We start from the raw sequence: 17,444 nt of genomic DNA on the forward strand, positions 1-17,444 counted from the left end.
AGAAAGGTAAAAAAATATGTGGTTATTTTCAATATTTGCAACAATTAGCAATTTTATTCTAAATTATACCAAAGGATTTACAACTACTGAAATTCTTGAACGAAGAATGGATGGAATCCAAACAACACTTTTCACTATTCTTATTGTTTTTGGGTTCAAACCAATTTTTAAATTAATTGCAAACACTTTAAATTTCTTCAAAGATTTAATTTTGGGTATCTTTTTCCCCAACAAAAAACTACAAAAATTAGAAATCCAAAACGCCAAACAAGAATATTTAGAAAAACAATTATTAAAAAAACTAGATAAAATCAATGAAAACCAAGAAAAACTCCAATCCCAAATTATGGTTCAAAGAGTTAAAGTTTCTCATTGGCAAGAGAAAAAAGCAAGAAAAAAACAATTAAAATCGCAAAATATCAACCGAATTATTAAAAAGGAGGATGAAAATGAATGATCTAAATTTCGCCATCGGATTTATTGTTGGCGCCCTATTCACAACTGCTTTAATGTTTATCATTAAAAAAATCTTTTTTAATTTTCTTCCATTACCAGAAATCAATAATAAATCTGAAACACAAAAAGAATTTAAAACCCCTAAATCATCTTCAATTCTTCCCAAACCAAATAATGAATCAAAAGAAAAGGATGATTTAGAAAATTACAAAAAAATAAATAATTAATACAAAGGAGAAAAAACAATGATTAAAAAAGTAATAAAAAAGAAAAAAACAAATAAAAAATCAACCGAATTAAAAAATAAAAAAGTACTAAATTCAAAACAAACACTACCAAACAAAACAACGGTAGTAAAAGTACCAACCACCCCAAAAAAACAACCAACTCAAACAACTTCCAATAACAACAAAGGCAATTTATTTAAAACATTTATAAATTTAACAATCATTTTTAATTTTATTATACTTGTCAATGTTATTTATTACCAAAACCAAATCCCTTGGTTAACCACAGGTATAAATAATTTAATTGCTATCATTAAATCAACCTTAGGAGGTAAATAATCATGAAAAAAAACCAAAAACCAAATAACAAAACTAAAAACAAAATAATTACTGTTCTTACATTTTTAATTTGTTCTTTTTTTGCCATTAGTTCTATTGTGGCTATTAATAATTATTTCTCACGTCAAAAACAAGAAAAAATTAAATTAATGAGCGAAAACGATGCCCCTTTATTTGAAGTAAATAGAATAAGCGGTAACAATGAAGATAAAACCCTTATCCCTTTACCACTACCTAATTTAAATCCAAACAAATATCATCATGTAGTTACCATTAATCACCAAGTTCTTCTAAACTCAAATGGATTGGACGTTAGTGTTCCTTTATACCTTAAAATAACACCAAAATATGACACTCATAACACTTTTTCTAATCCTGAAACACTCTTTAATTTAGAAGTTAAAAATAATAACACAACTTATGATAACACCAAACGTCAACAAATGGTTATCAATAATGACGGCAGAGGCAATATCAATATTCAAATTAAATTAGAACAAAACAACTTTATTCAAACAAAAAACCCAAATCTAACTTTAATTCTTAACTATGAATTAGTCGATAAAGATGGAAATGCGTTGAGCGGTGGTAGTTCAACTATTGAAAACAAAATCAAAAATTTAGCTTAATTAAAAGAAATAAGACTAAGTTAAAAAACTTAGTCTTATTTGAGAAAGGAAATTAATTATGAAAACCAAAACCCCAACACAACCACTTCTCTTAAAAGTAATGACGATTGTCATTTTATTTTTTTTATTTTGGTTAGCAACTTATGTCTGGATTCATCACCAAACTTTAATCATCACTGAGGAAAAAATAAACCAACACGAAGGGTTACTTAAACAACAAGAAGAAATACCCAAAGATAAAACACAAACTTTATTAGATAATAACAATCTTTCTACTAACACAATTATCCAAAAAGAAGGAGTTGTTTTTAAACCTTCTGACCCCCAAAAATTTATAGGTTTTGACAAATTAATTGGGTTTAAAGAAGAATTAAAAGCAGTTCAAGGATTTATTAATTATTTAAAAAATCCTGAAAACTACCAAGGTATCGGACAAGTTGAACCACCCCTAGGAATTTTAATGTATGGAGTTCCTGGTACAGGTAAAACTACCTTAGCACGAGCGCTTGCCAAAGAAACTAATTTACCATTCTTTGAAGTAAATAGTTCCTTATTTTCCCAAAAGTATAAAGGATTAGCACCGCAAATGGTAAAAGATTTATTCACTGATGCAAGAATTGTTGCCGAAGAATGTAATGGGGCGATCATTTTTTTAGATGAATGTGAAACTATTTTTACTGATTTAAGCATGTTAGAAGCAGGTTCAGAAATAGCTAACGTTGTTAACCAATTCAAAACCGAAATGACTTCCATAGATAATAACCCTGATAAACCAATTTTCATCATCGGGGCAACAAATCAATATCATTTAATTGATGAAGCAATTAAATCCCGTTTTACGTACAACATTGAAGTAAAACCAGGAAATAAAGCCGAACGTCAACAAATGTTAGAATTCTTAATGAAGAAAAGAAAAAACCCTTATAGTGAAGAAGCAAAACAGTATTTATTTGAAGTAATTAACGAAGCTTTGGAAAGATTACCACAAAATCAACAATTCTTAAAAGCCAATCGTACTTTAGAAAACCTGTTAAAAACCACTGTTAGTATTTTTGCTAAAAACCGTGGTAAAGGTGAAAACAAAAGAAGTGAAATTAACAAAGAAGATTTAAAACAGGCTTATCAATTGATTATTTCACCAGATACCAGTTTATTAGATCAAATTGAAAACAATCCAACCCCGAAAGGAGGTGAATAAATATGATATCACCATTAGACGTTCTGAAAGGTTTTATTAACTTAAAATCTTATTTAACATGGTTTTTGCTTGCTACTACTGTTTTTGGCCTTTTTTGTTTCATCAAAAACAAATCTTCTCACAATCAAAAAACCACAACCCTAAAAAGTTATTTAATTCCTTTTTTAATTATTCTTACCCTATTCAGTTTTCTTTACTTATCTTTCTTTCATAAAACTGAACCATCAAGTAAATACACAGGCCAATTAATCGAAAAAATTGATAAAGCCATTGACAAATACGATGAAACCATTAACAATTATCATGGTTTAAAAAAAGATTGGGAAAAGGAATTACAAAATTGTGAAGCGGAATTAAAAGAACTTTACGAACTCCAAGAAACAACCCAAAAAGCCAAAGATAAAATCAAAGAGTCTCTGAATAACAATGAAACAAAAATTAAAGAAATAAAAGAAAATTTAGATAAAAATACCGAAAATATCACTATCTTAAAAGGCAAACTAATCCAATTAGAACAACAAGAAGAAGCCAAAGAAAAAGAAATTAAACAAAAACAAGAAGAACAATTTAATCTAGCTTCTCCAGATGATAAAATTAGATTACAAGCTGAAATTGAAAAACTCCAAGATGAAAAACAAAAAATAATTGAAGAAATCAGCGAAGTCAAACTTCAAATCGGCAAATTAGAATCAAAACAAAAAATGTACCAAAATATGTTATCTCGTGCTGAAATGTTAAAAAAAGATTTCGTAAAAAGCTATGAAAGGCTAGAAAAAGAATATAGAAATCAAATCTTAAACTCTCTCAACTCTCTCTATGAAATCACACCAACTGAGTTATAAAAAATATCCCCCAAATCAAACATGCCTCTTTAACGCATTATTTTGCCCCTCTCGCTGTGATTTAATTACAATTAATGTTTTAACCTTAGGGATTGATTTATACCCCCTTAAATCCAATTTAGCCTTTAAGTGACCTTCAAAAAACCTTGTAAATACCTACTTTTAATTTTTACAATTTTGGCATAAACTAAAACAGATCATTTTTAAACCTAATTTATAACCCCCCCTCTAGTTGAGGGGTATTTTTTGTACCCAAATCACAAAAAAAAGGAGGTTTTCAAAATGTCAAAAATAACTAAAATCCCCTTTATCTAAAAAATTAATAATTATGTTATTAATTATTATCTTCAATTTTGTCCCTTTCATCAATGCTAATTCTTCTTTTTTTCATAGTCAAAACAAAACTAAAATTAAATTAGCAGATTACGAAACCCTCCAACAAGAATGGTTAGCGACCCAACCCAAAATGAAAAGATATGACATTCCTGTTTTATCCAAAGAAAGTATCCCTGAAATCCTAAAATATTTCAACATTAAAACTTCTAATTATGGTTTGGATAACCTGAGGTGTTCCAAAACTTTGGACAACTTTTTACTTTTTAAAAAAGCATAATTACCCCTTAAAACTCAAAATTTTACCCTTATATGACGCTTTTAGTGGGTGGGGAATTATAAATTAATCAAATCATAAATATAAAATCATTTAAGAGGTAATATTTTGAATATTTATTTTTTTATAATTAATAAAATTCTTTAAATCAATTCTTTTTAGATTATTGCGTAAAAAAATTATTTTTTTATATTTTAGTATTGACAAGGATAATATTTTAATAGTATAATATATATTATACTTAATAAAATATAAAATTTTTTCTTCAAAAACCAATTAGAAAAGTGGTACTGGTTGAGAACAACAAATTTAAAAATAATTAATATTTTATATTTTGATAAATAATTTTAATTATGTTATACTATAAGTAGTTAATAAACAATTTATTTTTTCCAAAAAATCATATTTTTTTTGGAAAAAAATGTTGTTCTCAAATGGTGCCATTTTCGTGGAGCTTACCAAGCTTACCACCTGTCTTTTTTTCTTTTCAAGACTAAAAATAATTTCTTATCTTTTCTAAATATTTTTAAAAAAAGGAGGCACAACAATTGAAAATTGAATTAAATATTTTTTAAAAAACAAAAAATATCCTAATTATTTCAGTAACCCAAAAAACCCCCCCAAAGGAATTAATTAAAATATTTAAGAATATTATGATAACAAAAATTTAAAAAAGAAAGGTCAAAAATAACTCCCCAAAATAAATGAACTAATATAATAAACAAAAATCTTATATTCCTGAAGCAGAGCGAGATTTAATTGTATTTTCGTTATTGAACCTCAAAAATACCCCATTTGTTTTTGACTTGATGAATTAAGAGGATCTTTATTGGGATAAATGCCAATGTTTTTAAGTCTATGAAACAACTACATCAAAAAAAACGGGTTAAAAATGACGTTTTTGCATCACTTCTTTCCTGAAATTGACAAAAACCAACAAAAGAACTTTAAAAAAACGACAAAAAAACATCAAAACAAGAGATATTTTAATGCTTTTTATTAAAAGTGTCTCAATTGATAAAAATTCACTCCCCTAATTTTGACGTTTTTACACTAAAAAAAGATTATTTTGGGATTCATCAGGGATTTTTTTGAGGATTCAACGGGGATTCGCGGCAAAGCGTTAACAGCAAATAAAAAAATATTTTTTTTATTTTACTGCGTATTTTTTTTAACCGAAATGATAAAATTAAGGTAGAAGATTTTTTATTGATGTTTTTTTATTTTTTTTACTTATAATTATATAGCAGAAGTTGAAAATTTACAAAAATATTTCATGCATTTACTAAATTATGAAAACAATTAGACATTTTTAATTTAATTAATTTGTTTTGTTGATTTGAAGAGATATTAAATTATCTATTTGATTTTTATTTTTAAAGAATAATTTTTTAAGTCAAAAAAAGCTTAAAAAAGAGTTGCCTAAATTATTCCATTTTTTAAAAATAAAAAAAATAAAATAAGGAGCGCTTTTATGTTAGAACAAAAAATCAAAATAATTTATGACGGTTTAAAAAAAGGCCAAGTTTATAATATGGCGCAAAGTCTTGGTTTTGATTTCAAACATATTAGCGAATGCCAAGCAAACGCTATAGATAATGATGTTTTTTTATTAACTCGTAGTGTTAAATTTGGCGAAGTATCTCAAGAAGCGAAACTTTTTTTAGATCAAAATCGTGATAAAGTCATTGGAGTTGCTGTTTCTGGCAATAAAACCTGGGGTCAAAATTATGGCAAAGCAGGCGATATTATTGCCTCTACTTACAACATCCCTTTAGTTTTAAAATTTGAGGGTTCAGGAATCCAAGAAGAAAGACTTTTTTTAAAAAAATGGCTTCTTAGTTACAAAAAAGAAAAAAATTCCTCATTTTCTTTCAAAAAACCATTACAAAATGATTCTAATTTTTCGGATGTTACTGTTAAAAACACAAATGAACCAACCCCTCCCACACAAAAAATTTTGCCACCCTGGATTCTTCTTAATAATCAAATTATTGATGAAAATGGCAATATTAAAGATTTAAACAAAGACCAAGAAGCTTTAACAAGTTTTTTGTTAGAAGAAGTAAAGCCAAAATTAAAACACTTTGATACTTTAAAAGAAAAATTGACTTTTTTACAAACTAACGAATATTATGAAACTGATTTTTTAAGTCAATATAACGAACAACAAATTAAAGATATTTATAAAATAGCTTATCAAAAACAATTTCGTTTTTCTACTTTTATGGGAGCTTTCAAATTTTATAACGATTATGCCTTAAAAAGCAGAGACAAAAAGTATTATTTAGAGACTTATGAAGACAGATTGTGCGTTAATGCTTTGTATCACGCTCAAGGAGATTTTGAAATTGCTAAAAGATTGATTAAATCTTTGATTAACCAAGATTTCACCCCAGCAACCCCAACTTTATTAAATGCAGGTAAAAAACATCGTGGTGAATTTGTTTCTTGTTTCTTGTTAGAAGCAGGTGATTCTTTAAACGATATTGCTCGCATTAATGAATTTTCAATGCAACTTTCCAAAATTGGTGGTGGAGTTTCTATTAACATTACTAATTTGCGTGCGAAAGGTGAAAGTATTAAAGGAATTAAGGGCGTGTGCAAAGGAGTTGTTGGCGTTTGTAAATTACTCGATCATAGTTTTCGTTATGCCGATCAAATGGGTCAAAGAACGGGTGCGGGAGCAGTTTATTTAAGTGTTTTTCATGCCGATATTGAAGATTTTTTAAGTACTAAAAAACTGAATGCTGATGAAGATGTTCGTGTAAAAACTTTATCTCTAGGAGTTATAGTGCCTAATAAAATGATTGAATTGGCAAGAAAAAACGAAGTCATGTATACTTTTTATCCTCATACTGTTTTTTTGGAATACGAAAAAAACTTCGCTGATATTGCAGTTAACATGGATTATTGGTATGATATTTTGGTAAGCAATCCGAAAGTTCGCAAAAAAGCTATTCAACCGCGTCAATTATTAGAATTGATTGCTCGTATGCAAGGTGAGTCAGGCTATCCTTATTTAATGTTTTGCGATAACGTTAATCAAAACAACACCTCTCATTTACAAGTTAAATTTTCTAACTTATGCACAGAAATTCTTCAACCAACTATCACTTCTCATTATACTGATTACAACCACACCCAAGAAGATAAAATTGGAATGGATGTATCTTGTAATTTAGCATCCGGTCACATGTCTAATATGATTAATAACAACACCATCAAAGAAACTGTTTTTATGGCGATGGAAGTGATGAATACAGTTTCCATGAAAACAAATATCAATTATGTTCCTGCAGTGGCCAAAGCTAATCGATTAAACCGAAGTGTTGGTTTTGGAATCATGGGTCATCATGGTTTTCTAGCTCAAAATTACATTGCTTTTGGCAGTGAAGAAAACAAAGATTTGATTGATGTTTTTTTTAATGCTATTAATTATTATAGTCTCTTGCATTCTTGTCAAAAAGCCAAAAAAACAGGACAAAAATTTTATCTTTTTGAAAAATCTCATTATGCGGATGGATCTTATTTTAAAGGCCGTGGAGAAATTTTACCAAAAACTGATAAAATCAAAAAAATGTTTGCCAATATTCCTTTGCCAAGTGAAAAAGATTGGCAACAACTTAAAAAAGATGTTCAACAATTTGGTCTTTTTAATTCTCATCGTCTAGCTGTTGCACCTAATGGCACAATTGGTTATATTATGGGAACAACTCCTTCTTTAACACCAATTAAACAATTAGTAGAAGAACGTACATATGGAAATTCCAAAACTTATTGTCCAATGCCTGGATTAAAAGAAACCTCTTTTATGTATGTTACTGCTTACAAGATGAATAAATACCAATTAATTGATGTTATTGCTACCGCTCAAAAACATGTTGATCAAGGGATTTCCTTTGAACTTGGGATAACTTCTGATATTACAACACGTGAATTGCAAAGATATTATCTTTACGCTCATCATAAAGGTATAAAAACACTTTATTATACTCGCACACAAAAATTAAAAGTTGATGAATGTGAAGCTTGTGGTGTTTAAAATTTTTTTTAATAACGAGAATATAGTCCTTTAAAAATTGGGATTTTTGAATAAATAAAAATGATTTTTTCCAAACTGCTTATTAAAGTAGTTTGGTTTTTTTGTTATTCAGAGGAAAAATTAAGAGAAGAAAAGGTTGAAAGAGGAAAACAGCTGCTTGGAAAAACTACATTAAATTGGGGAAATATTTTTTTAGCCTTTTTTTGTTTTAAAAAATTATTCTTTAAAACTTAAAAAATAATAGATAATTTTATATGCTTTCAAACTAACAAAACAAATTAAATATTTGTTTGAATTACAATAAATAAAAAATAATTATTAATATCCTGATAAAATTAATTTTTTTCAATTCTTCCCAACTAAAAGATGAAATAATTTTTTTCATTACTTTACAATATTAAAACCCCACTATTGTGGTTCACTCACCAAAAAGTGAATTTTGTTTTTTTAACAGTGATTTTTCAAAGCATCTGTTCCCCTCTTTTCTTAGGTTTTTCCGATAAAAACAAAAAACCAAACTACTTTAATAAGTAGTTTGAAAAAATACTATTTTGTTATTTAACAACCCCATTTTTCAGGACCATTACTAGGTCGATTCAAATATTTAACTAGATAAACAATGCACAAATCACCCTTTGGTTTTTTTAATTTCTTGGAACAATTTAATTTGGAGATGATTGAAAATATAAAAAAATCTCTAACCATCATTGATAACAAGTTTTTTTACAATTAATCAAATGAAAAAATCTCTTTTTAATATCTCATAATTATCATCAATATTGCAACATTCATTTTTTTATTCTCCTCAAATTGTAAAAACTTTTTATTAAATCTATTTTTATTTATTGCTATATTTTAATTTTTTATTTGGAAAAACAAAATTGTTAAAAAAATATAAAAGTAACGTTTTTTAAAAAAAGGAATCCCAAAAGGACAATGTTTTTTTAAAGAAAAATCAAAAACCTTTAACACAGCAAATAAAAAAATACCAAACGAAAGGAAAAAATTCTTGATTATGAAATTGAAAAGATGCAAAAATATTTATATCTTTGCTTTAGCTAACTATCTGATTCAAAACATGGAAGTGAATCACTGGAAACTTCAAAAACTACTTTATTATGCACATGCCAAGCATTTAGTTGATTTTAAAGAATCTTTGGCTGCTGCTCAAGTGGAAGCGTGGGAAAAAGGACCTATTTTTCGCACTTTATTTGATAAATTAAAAGATCATGATTCAAAAGAAATCATCACAAATCCTATTCCGTGCAGCATGCGTGGTCAACAATTGAACGCAAGTCGCCTACAAGTTTTAAATTTCGTCATGGAAAAATATGGTTGGGTTGACTCCAAAGAATTAATGAGACAAGCAATTAACAAACTTCCTTGCCAACAATATTACGAAAGCCCTTTGCCTGGTTATTTTCCAAAAGTATGTGTTATTCCTGATATAGCAATATACCAATATTTTAAAAAACCTGAGAATTGGCACGAATTTTCTTGATGTTTTAGTGCTTGATAATTTTTTAGATAATTAATTTTTCAATTTTTAATTTGATATCGGTTAATTGAGGATTAAAATTTATTTATTTAGCGTTTGAGTAACGTTGTTTTTTTTTGCGTGCAATTTGTTTGGCTTTAGAATTGGGTATTTTTAATGGTTTGTTATTGTTTGTTAATTAAAAGATGATTATTTTTTGGGTTTTTTAGTGATGGGATTTAAAGAAGATAAACCAGCTTGTTTAGATGTTTTTTTCATAAAAACATGAATTGTTTTCAAAGTTTTGCCATTTTTTGTTTTATTTTTCTCTTACAAACTTCAAAATATTTGGATAATTTTTAAATTTCTTCAATTTTAAAAACCGAAATTTTATTAAAATACTTAATTTTTTGGTGATTTTTCATTTCTGTCAATTGATAATCATTTTTGTTTAAAGTTGAGTATTTTTAGGATGCAAACTAAAAAAATGAACTTTAAAAAAGTTTGAAAAAAAGATTATTTTTTTATTCCTCAACCCCATTTTTCAGGATTATATTCTTAATTATTTTTTGGATTTTTTAGTGCTTCCGTTAATTTATTACCATATTTCCTTTGATAAGATTTTTTTAATTTAATGTTAACAAATTTTTAAAATTTAAAATCTTGTTAAGTTCATAAAAAGCAAACTTTTACTCAGCAATAAAAATATTTAAGTTTCAATATAACTGCTCCATAATTTAAAAAATGATTTTGCTTATTTTCCAATCGTAATATTTTGGTGCATTATGATGCATTATTTGGTTTTTTTATTTAGAGGAAAACTTAAGAAAAAAGATGCCCTTTTTTATTTTTTTATTTAATAATTTTTGCCCTAAAAACAGCAATAATCAAATATTTTTTAACTTAAAATGAAATTAATGATATTATTTATTCTAAATTTAAACATTAAAATATCTTTTATGATAAAAAAGTATTATAATATTTATTGGTTATCAAATATTTAATTTTCAATATTTTACAATTAAATTAAAAAGGAGAATTTATGCCATACATTAAAACAATTAACTCCCTTGAAGTTCTAGATTCAAGAGGAAATCCAACGGTTGAAGTTGAAGTAATTACTTTATCAGGAGCTAAAGGAAAAACCTTAGTCCCTTCAGGAGCCTCAACTGGAGAACATGAAGCAGTTGAATTAAGAGATTCTGATTCTAAAAGATATTTAGGTAAAGGAGTTTTAAAAGCGGTTGAAAATGTTGCAACAGTCATTGAACCTCGTTTACAAAACTTATCTGTTTTAGACCAAGCCTTAATTGACCAAACTTTAATTCAACTTGACGGAACCCCCAATAAATCTAAATTAGGAGCTAATGCAATTTTGGGAGTTTCTTTAGCTTGTGCAAGAGCTGCAGCTGATTATTTAGGTTTAGAACTTTATGAATATATCGCAGGGATTGCGCCTAAACAAATGCCAGTTCCTATGATGAACGTAATTAATGGTGGGGCTCATGCTTCTAATAGTGTTGATTTTCAAGAGTTCATGATTTTGCCAACGGGAGCCCCTAGTTTCAAAGAGGCATTGCGTTACGGAGCAGAAGTTTTTCATCATTTAGGAAAAATCTTAAAACAAAAAGGATTGCCTACTACAGTAGGAGATGAAGGTGGATACGCTCCTGATCTAAATTCTAACAAAGAAGCTTTGCAAATCATTTTAGAAGCAATTCAAAATGCGGGTTATGTTCCAGGAAAAGACATTTTTTTAGGGATGGACGTTGCCGCTTCTGAATTTTACGACCGCGAAACAAAAAAATATCTTTTAGCGTCTGAAAATAATAAAACTTTTAGCAGCGAAGAGTTAGTTTCTTATTATGAACAACTAATTAACAAATATCCGATTCTTTCGATCGAAGACGGACTTGACCAAAATGATTGGGATGGTTGGAAATTATTAACTCAAAAATTAGGTCAAAAAGTTCAATTAGTTGGAGATGATTTATTTGTGACAAATACTCAAAAAATACAAGAAGGGATTGACAAACAAATTGCCAATTCAGTTTTAATTAAATTAAATCAAATAGGAACCTTGACAGAAACTTTAGAAGCGATTGAAATGGCTAAAAAAGCTTCTTACACTGCTGTTATTTCTCATCGTAGTGGCGAAACAGAAGATACTACCATTGCTGATTTAGCAGTAGCAATGAACACAGGTCAAATTAAGACTGGTTCTTGTTCTCGTACGGACCGTATTGCTAAATACAATCAGTTATTAAGAATTGAAAAAAATATGTCTAATCCATCTTATTTAGGTCTTAAAGTTTTTTACAATTTAAAAAAATAAAATGAATTCAAAATATTAACAACATAAAAAAAATAGCATCTACATTGAATAGCATCTACATTGTGAATATGACTGAAAAATTTTTGATTTTTTAAATCTTTTCCTTTAGAAGTGCTTGCTACTAATCCTGCAATGTTTCTAAATTTTATTAAAGCGGAAATTATTTTTTGAGATTGAAAAAATTGGGATAATTTTTTAAACGTGGGTCAAGTGTTTCAACCATTCCTAAGTGGGTTTTAATTGTTGCAAAATGATAGTTGGTTTCCAAAACTTTCATTTTATTTAAAGTATGAAATAAAGTTGATTAGAAAAATAAAATTATTGAAAAAATAGTTATCGGTAGATGAAAAATAGCTTTTGTGAGCTGTTTTTATCTCTCAAAAAAGTATTTAGCTGCAATTGCAAAAGATATTAATTTTTCATTTGAAATAATTTGAAAAAGTAGAAAAACTTATGGCTGCGTGTTCCAAATAAAACAAAATTTTTTAAAGATTTAACATTGCACCAATGAATTCTATTTTTTTTCAGTTACCCCTTTTTTATTTCCTGTATGAATTCAATTCCGTTTTTTAGTTGTTTTTCATCGGCCGATTTTTTTCATATTTTAATCTTTTTAATCTTTCGATTTCCAATAATATAAAAAGAACGTATAAATGTTTCAATGAATCTATTTTATCTTATTCCAATTTTATCTTATTCCAATAATAATTTTTTTATCTTAATCATTTTTTTTATTGTCACAATAATCCAAAAAATTATTTCCATTTACAAAAGAAAAAATCTTAAATTAACTTGTTTCATTTTATTCGCAAATTAATGCATTCATCAAATTTAATCCATTTGACATTTCAATTTATTGCGAACTGAAAAAAATTAAAATATGCACTAATACTTGCGTTCAAACATTAAAATTATTTTATAAACATTTAAGATATTAACTAATTATTGTAAAAAAGTTTATTGGTAATTTTAACAACTCTTATTATTAACTTATAAACAAACAATATTTTTTTGAAAGAAAAGTATTTTTGAAAGAAAAATATGGCAAAGTCTCGAGTAATTATTTTATTATTGAAAAAAAAGACTATATTTTCCAATAATGATATTAAAAGATTTAGCAAAAATGGCTCAGTCATAAATTAATTATTTTTGCAAAGATAAAACAAGAGCTCTTTTTTACCTTTGGAGATATTTTTTTGAAGATACTTGGAAAGCTTTTTTTGAATGCCAATTTATAAGTTTTTTGTGATTAATTAAAGTAATATTTATTGCATTAAATTTGTGATTACAATGAAGAATCTTAAACTTAATAACCAGCAGACAAAAGTGTTGGTAAAAGAAGCGAAATTATTTATCAACATAAAAACCCAACTTCAAGAATATAAAATTTTTTCCAAGAAATCCTTTTGATAAGGATTATAAATTAAAACAAATTCTTCATCACAAAGAACATTTTAAAACTGCTTTGTGTAGATATTTAAAGTTTCTTTTGAATGCTAATTTATAAGCTTTTTTGTGATTAGTTAAAGTAATATTTATTACATTAAATTTGCGATTACACTGAAGAACTATTAAACTTAAGAACCAGAATCCAAAAGTGTTTGAAAAAGAATCTAAATTATTTATCAACATAAAAACCAAACTTCAAGAATATAAAATTTTTTTCCAAGAAATCCTTTTGATAAGGATTATAAATTAAAATTAAAACAAATTATTCATCACAAAGAACATTTTTAAAACTTCTTTGTGTAGATGTTTAAAGCTTATAAGGAGGACTTTTAAGTGACCAAATTTGCTGCTTTATTAATTTTAGATGGACTAGGTTTGTCTTGTCAAAAAGAAAATAATGCTTTTTATTTAGCAAAAACACCTTATCTTGATTATCTTTTAAAAACTTTCCCAACCACCACTCTCCAAGCATCAGGAGAAGCGGTAGGACTTCCTGAAGGACAAATGGGAAATAGTGAAGTCGGACACCTTAATTTAGGAGCAGGTAGAGTTGTTGATCAATATTTAACTCAAATCAATAAATCTATTCGCGATCAATCTTTTTTTCAAAACAAACAATTTTTAAAAGCGATTGAACATGCGAAAAAAAACCATTCCAAAATCCACTTATTAGGATTAGTTTCTGAAGGGGGCGTTCATTCTCATTTAGATCATTTTAAAGCTTTATTAGAATTAATGAAAAAACACCAAATAGCAGATAAAACTTATTTACACGTTTTTACAGATGGTAGAGATGATGACCCTGTTTCAGGAGTTAAATATCTCCAACAAATGATTGATGATGGTTTTCAGATAGCCTCTGTTAGTGGAAGGTATTATGCCCTAGACCGCGATAATAATTGGGACCGCATTAATTTAGTTTATGATATGTTAACTTTAGGAACATACCCAGTTATAAAATCTTGCATTGAAGAAATAAAGGCCTCTTATCAAAAAGGGATCACAGACGAATTTATTAAACCATTTTTAGTTAATCCCGACGGTTTAATTAATGATAATGATAGTCTTATTTTTGTTAATTTTCGTTCAGACCGAATAATGCGTTTGGCTACTGCTTTTTCTAACCCTTCCATGACTGCTTCTTTTCAAACTCCCGGAAAAACCCCTTTTAAAGGTCAAAAATTAATTAATAATGCTTTTATTGTTAATATGACTTTTTATTCTCAATATGCTAAAGGTGAAATCGCTTTTCAACCAACAACCTTAAAAAACCTTTATGGTAAGGTTATCGCTGATCATAATTTGCATCAGTTACGTATTGCAGAAACTGAAAAATATCCTCATGTTACTTTCTTTTTTGATGGTGGAAAAGAATTACAATTGCCAAATAGCAAACATCTTTTAATCCCATCTCCTCGTGTTGCTACTTATGATTTAAAGCCTGAAATGGGAGCTTATGAAATCACTTCGAAAGCTAAAGAAGCTATTTTATCAAAAAAATATCAAACTATGATCCTTAACTTTGCAAATCCTGATATGGTAGGTCACACAGGTTCTTTGGAAGCTGCTATTAAAGCGGTAGAGGTGGTTGACAGTTGTTTAAAGGGAGTTGTTGAAGCCATCCAAAAAATAGACGGTATTGCTTGTGTGGTGGCAGACCACGGAAACGCAGAACAAATGACAGATGAGGCCGGAAAACCTCATACAGCTCATACAACTAATCTGGTTCCTTTTGTAATTACTTCTCACAAAGTAAAATTACGACAAGAAACAGGAGCTTTATGTGATGTTGCTCCTACTTTGTTAGAATTGCTTGGCATTCCCCAACCCCCAGAAATGACAGGAATAAGTTTAATCGAAAAAACAAATAAAACTTCAAAATAAGGATGAAAAAATGAATAAAACTAAAATAGTGTGCACTTTAGGACCTGCTTGTCGCGACAAAGAAACTTTAAAACAATTAGTAAAAAATGGTCTTAATGTTGCTCGTTTTAATTTTTCTCACGCTGATTATCAAAACAGCGAAGAAACTTTAAAGATGATTCAAGAAATTAACCAAGAATTAAATACTTATGTAGCAACTATGCTAGACACTAAAGGACCAGAAATTAGAACTCATAATTTTGCAAAACCAGTGGAAATCCAACAAAACTCTGAAGTAAGAATCGCTTTTACAGAAGTTTTAGGAACTGAAAAAAATTTTTCTATCAGTTATGAACAACTTTATGATGATGTTACAACTAGTGATTTAATTTTTATTGATGATGGTTATTTAACTTTAGAAGTAGTTGCCAAAGATGAACAAAACAAAGAATTAATTACAAAAGCTAACAACACTCATTTAGTTAAATCCCGTAGAGGCGTTAATGTTCCCAACATTAAATTAAAAATGCCTTATATCTCTGAAAAAGATGCTCGCGATATTGCTTTTGCTTGTGAAAAAAAATATGATTTTTTAGCACTTTCTTTTGTTAGAAATGCTTCAGATGTTTTGGAAGTAAGAAAAATCTTAAAAGAAAAGCAAAACGATACTATTAAAATAATCGCTAAAATAGAAAACCAAGAAGGAATAGATAATTTAGAAGAAATTCTTCTTGTTGTTGACGGCATTATGGTTGCTCGTGGTGATTTAGGAATTGAAGTACCGGGAGAACTTGTTCCTTTATATCAAACTCAAATGATTCAAGAATGTCTTTGTGCCGGTAAACCTGTTATTGTGGCTACTCAAATGCTTGAATCAATGCAAAGAAACCCTCGCCCTACTAAAGCAGAAATTAGTGATGTTTGGAACGCAGTTTTACAAGGCACTACAGCAACTATGTTATCAGGCGAATCGGCATCAGGACTTTATCCTGAAAAGTCAGTTTCTTATATGGCAAAAATTAATCATAAAGCCGAAGAGTATCTTGATTATGATTTAATTTCTAATTTTTATGATCCTCAAAATAGAGTTGAATATCTAGCTTTTAGTGTTATCCAAATGGCTTTAAAAGACCAAATTCATGCAATTGTTGTTGAAGATGATCTTGCTTATGGTTATGCTTTTGCTAAATTTCGCTCCAAAGTGCCAGTTTTTGTTAAAGTAAAAGATTTAAAATCAAGTACAACTTTGGCATTAAATTTTTCCAATTTCCCTTTCTTAACTGAGGCGGAATTAATGACTAAATTAAACCTTTTGAAAAGTGAAAATCAAAATAATTTAGTTTTTGCTGTCATTAAAAAAGATTCCTTAACCTTAAAGAATTTTTAATTAATTGCTTGCTCACTTTTTATAACTTGTGCTTGCTTTTAGCAAAATTTATAAAAACTTTTTTTACTTTTAAAAAAAATTAGGACCAAGAGGTCTTACGAAATAATTTAAAAACACTTTTTATTTTTTCCAAAAAAAGTTGGGACTGACTTATTTTTTAGTCGGTCTTTTTTTGTACCCAAAACCAAAAATTAATTTTTATTTCTTTTTTAAAAACGTTTTTAGAAAAGAGTGTGCATGATTGTGAAATTAAACCCTCCCCTTATTTAAAGAAGGAGTTTGAGGAATAATTAAAGAATTTGGGGAGCGTGAATTTCTGAAAAATTTCGACTAGTTTATTTACTAAAGCATTAAACATTAAATCAGAAATTAGAAAAGTAAATTTTTTCCAAAGATTCTTCAACTTTTGTTTTATTTTTTTCTTAAAATTCAAAAAAATTGCGATAATTACAAATTTTTCAAATTAAAAAATACTTGATAAATAAAAATACTCTTAATTTTTCATAATTTGGTAAATGCATGCATATTTTACACCAACAAACCACAAATAAACACAATTGAGACAAATTACCATATTTTTATTTGTT

10 protein-coding genes and 2 pseudogenes are annotated in these 17,444 nt (G+C 27.7%); all 12 read left to right on the forward strand.

The window, feature by feature from the left end; translation table 11 throughout:
• Positions 1-16: 16 nt before the first annotated feature.
• On the forward strand, positions 17-457 hold the full coding sequence (locus SLY_RS00300; protein WP_015637629.1) for a hypothetical protein: 441 nt from the start codon (positions 17-19) through the stop codon (positions 455-457).
• Positions 450-683, forward strand: coding sequence for a hypothetical protein (locus SLY_RS00305; RefSeq protein WP_015637675.1), 234 nt, complete (start codon positions 450-452; stop codon positions 681-683). Before SLY_RS00300 ends, SLY_RS00305 begins: the two co-directional genes overlap by 8 nt.
• Before the next feature lie 18 nt (positions 684-701).
• A complete protein-coding gene (locus SLY_RS00310; RefSeq protein WP_015637631.1) occupies positions 702-1,022 on the forward strand; it encodes a hypothetical protein in 321 nt (106 codons plus the stop codon).
• A gap of 2 nt (positions 1,023-1,024) precedes the next feature.
• The gene (locus SLY_RS00315; RefSeq protein WP_015637632.1) at positions 1,025-1,651 is read left to right on the forward strand and encodes a hypothetical protein; all 627 of its coding nucleotides are present in this window, start codon (positions 1,025-1,027) and stop codon (positions 1,649-1,651) included.
• A 100-nt stretch (positions 1,652-1,751) separates the two neighbouring features.
• The gene (locus tag SLY_RS00320; protein ID WP_015637633.1) at positions 1,752-2,849 is read left to right on the forward strand and encodes an AAA family ATPase; all 1,098 of its coding nucleotides are present in this window, start codon (positions 1,752-1,754) and stop codon (positions 2,847-2,849) included.
• Between the two features lie 2 nt (positions 2,850-2,851).
• Positions 2,852-3,605, forward strand: a pseudogene (locus tag SLY_RS00325) (DNA double-strand break repair rad50 ATPase); the annotation flags it as partial.
• A gap of 414 nt (positions 3,606-4,019) precedes the next feature.
• Positions 4,020-4,250 (forward strand): annotated as a pseudogene (locus tag SLY_RS00330) (hypothetical protein); the annotation flags it as partial.
• A 1,525-nt stretch (positions 4,251-5,775) separates the two neighbouring features.
• A complete protein-coding gene (gene nrdE, locus SLY_RS00335) occupies positions 5,776-8,346 on the forward strand; it encodes a class 1b ribonucleoside-diphosphate reductase subunit alpha (RefSeq protein WP_015637639.1) in 2,571 nt (856 codons plus the stop codon).
• A 1,015-nt stretch (positions 8,347-9,361) separates the two neighbouring features.
• Positions 9,362-9,847 (forward strand): Panacea domain-containing protein, encoded by a 486-nt coding sequence (locus SLY_RS00345; RefSeq protein WP_235043303.1) that lies wholly within the window; start codon positions 9,362-9,364, stop codon positions 9,845-9,847.
• 1,018 nt (positions 9,848-10,865) lie between these two features.
• Positions 10,866-12,158: a phosphopyruvate hydratase gene (eno, locus tag SLY_RS00350; protein ID WP_015637642.1), complete on the forward strand. Its 1,293-nt coding sequence runs from the start codon at positions 10,866-10,868 to the stop codon at positions 12,156-12,158.
• A 1,782-nt stretch (positions 12,159-13,940) separates the two neighbouring features.
• Positions 13,941-15,491 (forward strand): 2,3-bisphosphoglycerate-independent phosphoglycerate mutase, encoded by a 1,551-nt coding sequence (gpmI, locus tag SLY_RS00355; protein ID WP_015637646.1) that lies wholly within the window; start codon positions 13,941-13,943, stop codon positions 15,489-15,491.
• Between the two features lie 10 nt (positions 15,492-15,501).
• Positions 15,502-16,857, forward strand: coding sequence for a pyruvate kinase (gene pyk / locus SLY_RS00360; RefSeq protein ID WP_015637647.1), 1,356 nt, complete (start codon positions 15,502-15,504; stop codon positions 16,855-16,857).
• The last annotated feature ends 587 nt before the right edge of the window (positions 16,858-17,444 follow it).

Origin of the sequence: Strawberry lethal yellows phytoplasma (CPA) str. NZSb11 (assembly GCF_000397185.1) — a bacterium.
Classification (GTDB): Bacteria; Bacillota_I; Bacilli_A; order Acholeplasmatales; family Acholeplasmataceae; genus Phytoplasma; species Phytoplasma australiense.